Source organism: Lactobacillus sp. B4005 (assembly GCF_026536045.1).
GTDB classification, from domain to species: domain Bacteria; phylum Bacillota; class Bacilli; order Lactobacillales; family Lactobacillaceae; genus Lactobacillus; species Lactobacillus panisapium.
The window spans coordinates 85845-92251 of record NZ_JAFNOZ010000002.1 but is presented as its reverse complement, the minus strand read 5'-3'; the positions used below and the strand labels follow the sequence as shown (position 1 = coordinate 92251).

The window sequence follows — 6407 nt, the reverse complement described above, 5'->3', positions numbered from 1 at the left end:
TTTGCTGCGATAGATAAAGCAACAAGTGCGGATGAGATCAACAATATCGTTAATCCAGCGGTTGACAACATAAACCATGTATATCAAAAAGGGACGGATCTATCGGAGCAAAAGCAAAAGGCTAAAGAAGCTGTAAATAATGCAGCAGCTGCAGCCAATAATCAAATAAACGGTGATAGTACTTTAACAGCTAGTGAAAAGAACAAGCAGCTAGGACAAGTAAGCGGCTATCAAGATCCAGCGTTAGCAGCGATAGATAAAGCAACAAGTGCGGATGAGATCAACAATATCGTTAATCCGGCGGTTGACAACATAAACCATGTATATCATGGAGGTGATACTGTAGATAAGCAAAAAGCTGATGCAATAGATTATCTAAAACAAAAAGCAGCCGCAGCTAACAGCAGAATCAGCATAGATAAAGGCTTGACTATTGATGAAAAGAATAGTCAACAGACTGAGGTTGGAAATAAATTAACTGAAGCAACTAATGCTATTAATTCTGCCGAAGTTACAACTGCTCAACAAATCGCCGATTTGCGTGGAAAATACGAAGAAATTTTTAACGGTTATCCTAAAGCTGTTAAGTCAATTTCGGAGCGTCAACAGGATGCATTAAACGATTTGCTTGACACTAAGAACACTGTTTCATCTGCAATTAAGAATGATGCTACTTTAACTCAGAAAGAAAAGAATGATCAGCTAAGTGCAGTTGAAGATGATTATAATAAAGGAGCAGCGGCAATTAAAGCTGCTAGCAGCGCACAGGAAGTAAAGGATCAGTTTAATAAATACGATACTGCAATTAAGAATGATTACATTCCTGGCAAAGACTTGTCATTGCAAAAGCAAACGGCAAAGGAAGCTGTAAATAATGCGGCAACAGCTGCTAATAATCAAATAAACGGTGATAAAGCTTTAACAACTAGCGAAAAGAACAAGCAGCTAGGACAAGTAAGCGGCTATCAAGATCCAGCGTTAGCAGCGATAGATAAAGCAACAAGTGCGGATGAGATCAACAATATCGTTAATCCAGCGGTTGACAACATAAACCATGTATATCAAAAAGGGACGGATCTATCGGAGCAAAAGCAAAAGGCTAAGGAAGCTGTAAATAATGCAGCAGCTGCAGCTAATAATCAAATAAACGGTGATAAAGCTTTAACAACTAGTGAAAAGAATAAGCAGCTAGGACAAGTAAGCGGCTATCAAGATCCAGCGTTAGCAGCGATAGATAAAGCAACAAGTGCGGATGAGATCAACAATATCGTTAATCCAGCGGTTGACAACATAAACCATGTATATCAAAAAGGGACGGATCTATCGGAGCAAAAGCAATTATCTAAAGATGATATTGATAGAATTGCTCTTGAAATTAAAAATGATATTGATAATGACAAGACTTTAACGACCAAGGAAAAGACCAAGCAAAAAACTAAGGTAGATTCTGATGCGGTTGTTGCTAAACAAAACATTGATGCTGCTCAAGATGCACAGAGTATTGTGACTGCCCATGAAGATGGCGAAAAACAGATTAGATCTGATCATAGATCGAACACAACCTCTATATCTGATCAAAAGGGAATTGCCAAAGATAAAATTGATCAAAAAGCTGTTGAAATCAAGAATGATATTGATAATGATGCAACCTTAACAACAAGTGAAAAGACCAAACAAAAAACTAAGGTAGATTCTGATGCGGCTGTTGCTAAACAAAATATTGATGCTGCTCAAGATGCGCAAGGTATTGAAAATGCTCGTGATGAGGGTATTGATCAGATTGAGTCAGATCACGTATCAAATAAGTCTTCTTTAGAAGATCAAAAGCAATCTGCTAAAGATAAGATTGATCAAGAAGCTGTCACAATTAAAAAAGATATTGAAAATGATATAACGTTAACAACAGCAGAAAAGTCTAAGCAGAAAGCAAAAGTTGATGCTGATGCTAAAGCTGCTAAGGATAAGATTGATACTGCTGCGAATGCCCAAGAAGTTAATGAAGAAATTAAAGCGGGCATTACAGTAATTGATAACGATCATATTCCGAATACCGCATCACTAGAAGAACAAAGACAGTCTGCTAAAGATAAGATTGATCAAGAAGCTGTTGCGATCAAGAAAGATATTGAAAACGATGCAACGTTAACAACAGCTGAAAAGTCTAAGCAGAAAGCAAAAGTTGATGATGATGCTAAAACCGCTAAAGGTAAGATCGATGCTACCGAGAATGCTCAAGAAATTATTGATGAGTTAAAAGCTGGCGTTACAGCAATTGATGCAGATCATGTCCCTAATACTATTTCGCTTGATGAACAAAAACAGTCTGCAAAGAATAGAATTGATCAGGAAGCAAAAACTATTAAAGCTGCCATTAAAGCAGATCAAACTTTAACTGATGATGAAAAGTCAATTCAAATATCTAACGTTGATGCTGATGCTAAAACTGCTAAAGAAAAAATTGACACATCAACTAACGCGCAAGCTGTTATTAATGCAACCAATGATGGTATTACGACAATTGATAATGATTATGTACCAAACGATTCAACTATAGTTGATCAAAAACAAGGCGCTAAGGATAGAATTGATCAAGAAGCCATTAAGATAAAGGATGCAATTTCTCAGGATTTAACGTTAGATGCTAAAACTAAATCTGATCAAATTAATGCTGTAATTGATGCTGCTAATGCTGCTAAAGCTAATATTGATGCCGCAGTTAATGCGCAAGGTATTAAAACTGCCCGTGATCGGGGAATTATTGATATTGATTCTAAGCATAGATCAAATCCGTTTACTTTAGTTGAACAAAAAGAATATGCTAAGCAACTAATTAGAGATGAAGCAGAAATTGTTAAGGTAGCTATTAATAGTGATCCAAATCTAGATGCTAAAACTAAGGCAGATCAGATAAAGGCAGTTGATGCTCAAGCTCAAAAAGCTATTGATAGAATTGCAGCAGCTAATGATGCTCAAGCAGTTCAAGTTGAATACGCCAATGGCATTACCGCTCTTCATGCTCAACATTTATCTGGTGTAGATCTAGCATCACAGAAGAAAGATGCTCAAGAAACACTTGATAAAGAAGCAAGTATGCTCATTGATATTGTTACTAACGACACTTCATTAGATGCTGATTCTAAAGCAAGTCAAATAAATAACATAAAATCAGAATTGCAAAAGGCCAAAAATGCAATTGATCGTGCTAAGACATCACAGGAAATTAGTGATAAAGAAATTGCTGGTATTACTGCAATTGATGCACAACATGTTCCTGGTAAGTCCTTGTCGGAACAAAAATCTGATGCGGCCAAGTCTGTTGACAATGCTGTTGAAACTGCAAAAGCTCAAATTAATCAGTCTAAAAATATTACTGATATGCAAAAGGCAAAGGCAAATCAAGCTATTGATGATGCGGCTAATAATGCTAAAATTTTGATCAACGCAGCTCAAAATTCACAGTTAATCAATAAAGCCAGAACTGATGGTATAACTGCAATAAATGAAGTTGTTAAAACCAACAATGATATTGAAATTACTACTCTAAAGCAAATAACTAAGGAAGCTATTGACGCGGAAGCTGAAATAATTAGGAAAGCAATCAATAATGATGCCAACTTAACTAAAGCCGAGAAGTCGGTACAACTTTCAAATGTAGACTTAGAGGTAGGAAAAGCAAAGAATTCGATTGACCGTGCAGCTACTGTTTCAGAAATAAATACCAAGCAAGACGCTGGTATAACAGCAGTTGACGCACAATATGTTCCTGGAAAGCCTCTTGCAACTCAAAAAGCTGATGCTATTAGAGAAATTACTGATATTGTTAATTCAGCTACGGATAAGATTGATAAAGATCAATCTAAAACTGTGGCCGAGAAAATTAAAGAAAAGCAGGATCTTGCTGATGCGTTAACAGCAGCAAAGAATGCAATTAATAAAGCAAATGATGCCGAAGAAGTTAATAAGGCTAAAGCTGATGGTATTGCTGGAATTGATGTAGCTCAGAGACCGGTTATTACATTAAATGATCAAAAGGAAGCCGCTAAGGATGTAATTGATAGAGTAGCCAATACGGCAAAGAACACAATTTCTCAGAGTTCAAATTTGTCTAATGAGCAAAAAGCAGCTGCTAATAAAGCTATTGATAATGCCGCAGCGGCAGCTAAAGATGTAGTAGATAAAGCAACAGATTCTGATGGAATTGAAAAAGCTAAGGCTGATGGTACTGCGAAAATTAACCAAATTGTTGACGATACAGTTTTACAAGCATTTAAGGATCAAGCAAAGAATTACATTAAAAATAGTGGTAATGATGTTAAAGGCCGAATTGATAATACACATATAAGCGATAGTGAAAAGAAAGCTATTAAAGATAAAATTGATCAAATAACTAAAGATACCCAAGCTAAAATAGATGCAGCTAAATCAGAAATGGAAATTTTTCCAATAGTATCTGATTACGACAAAGTTGTTAATTCGTTTAATCCTGTGCCAGATGGTTCCGGCTCGAATGGCTCTGATTCACAGGGTTCAAACGGTTCAGGATCTAACGGCTCCGGCTCAAATGGTTCAGGTTCCAACGGCTCAGGTAGCAATGGCTCTGGTTCTAATGGTTCCGGCAGCAATGGCTCCGGCTCAAATGGTTCTGGTTCCAACGGCTCAGGTAGCAATGGTTCCGGCTCCAACGGTTCCGGATCAAACGGCTCAGGTAGCAATGGTTCAGGCTCGAATGGCTCTGATTCACAGGATTCAAACGGTTCAGGATCTAATGGCTCCGGTTCCAACGGTTCCGGCAGCAATGGTTCCGGTTCCAACGGTTCCGGCAGCAACGGCTCTGGCAGCAATGGTTCCGGATCAAACGGCTCAGGCTCAAATGGCTCCGGTAGCAACGGTTCAGGCTCAAATGGTTCCGGATCAAACGGTTCCGGCAGCAATGGTTCAGGCTCGAATGGCTCTGATTCACAGGGATCAAACGGCTCTGGCTCAAATGGTTCCGGATCAAACGGCTCCGGTGGCAATGGCTCAGGATCAAACGGCTCCGGTTCCAATGGCTCCGGCAGCAATGGTTCCGGCTCTAATGGTTCCGGATCAAACGGTTCCGGCAGCAACGGCTCTGGCAGCAATGGTTCAGGCTCGAATGGCTCTGATTCACAGGGTTCAAACGGTTCAGGATCTAACGGCTCAGGCTCAAATGGTTCCGGTTCCAACGGCTCCGGTGGCAATGGCTCAGGCTCGAATGGCTCTGATTCACAGGGTTCAAACGGTTCAGGATCTAATGGCTCCGGTTCCAACGGTTCCGGCAGCAACGGCTCTGGCAGCAATGGCTCAGGTAGCAACGGTTCTGGCTCCAACGGCTCAGGTTCAAATGGTTCCGGTTCAAACGGTTCAGGTAGCAATGGTTCCGGCAGCAACGGCTCTGGCAGCAACGGTTCTGGCTCCAACGGCTCAGGCTCCAATGGCTCCGGTTCAAATGGTTCTGGCTCTAACGGTTCAGGATCGAATGGTTCCGGCTCTAATGGTTCTGGCAGCAATGGCTCTGGTTCTAACGGTTCCGGCTCCAACGGCTCAGGTAGCAATGGTTCCGGCTCTAATGGTTCTGGCAGCAATGGTTCAGGATCAAACGGTTCCGGCAGCAATGGCTCTGGCTCTAACGGTTCTGGCAGCAACGGTTCCGGCTCCAATGGCTCCGGTTCAAATGGTTCTGGTTCTAACGGTTCGGGCTCCAACGGCTCAGGTAGCAATGGTTCAGGATCAAACGGTTCCGGCAGCAATGGCTCTGGCTCTAACGGTTCAGGATCGAATGGTTCCGGTAGCAATGGTTCAGGCTCGAATGGCTCTGATTCACAGGGTTCAAACGGTTCAGGATCTAACGGCTCTGGCTCAAATGGCTCCGGTTCTAACGGTTCCGGTAGCAATGGTTCCGGCTCGAATGGCTCTGATTCACAGGGTTCAAATGGTTCAGGATCGAATGGTTCAGGATCGAATGGTTCAGGATCGAATGGTTCCGGTAGCAATGGTTCTGGTTCTAACGGCTCCGGCTCCAACGGCTCAGGTAGCAATGGTTCAGGATCAAACGGTTCCGGCTCCAACGGCTCAGGTAGCAATGGTTCCGGCTCAAATGGTTCTGGTTCCAACGGTTCCGGTAGCAATGGTTCAGGATCAAACGGTTCCGGCAGCAATGGCTCTGGCTCTAACGGTTCAGGATCGAATGGTTCCGGTAGCAATGGTTCAGGATCAAACGGTTCCGGCAGCAATGGTTCCGGCTCAAATGGTTCTGGTTCCAACGGCTCCGGTAGCAATGGTTCCGGATCAAACGGTTCAGGCTCGAATGGTTCCGGTAGCAATGGTTCAGGATCAAACGGTTCCGGCAGCAATGGTTCCGGCTCAAATGGTTCTGGTTCCAACGGCTC

The 6407-nt window shown here is 41.8% G+C and carries 1 protein-coding gene; it reads left to right on the top strand.

The window, feature by feature from the left end:
• Positions 1–6407 (top strand): DUF1542 domain-containing protein (locus J3U73_RS04840; protein ID WP_267409756.1); only part of this gene is annotated, 6407 nt, incomplete at both ends.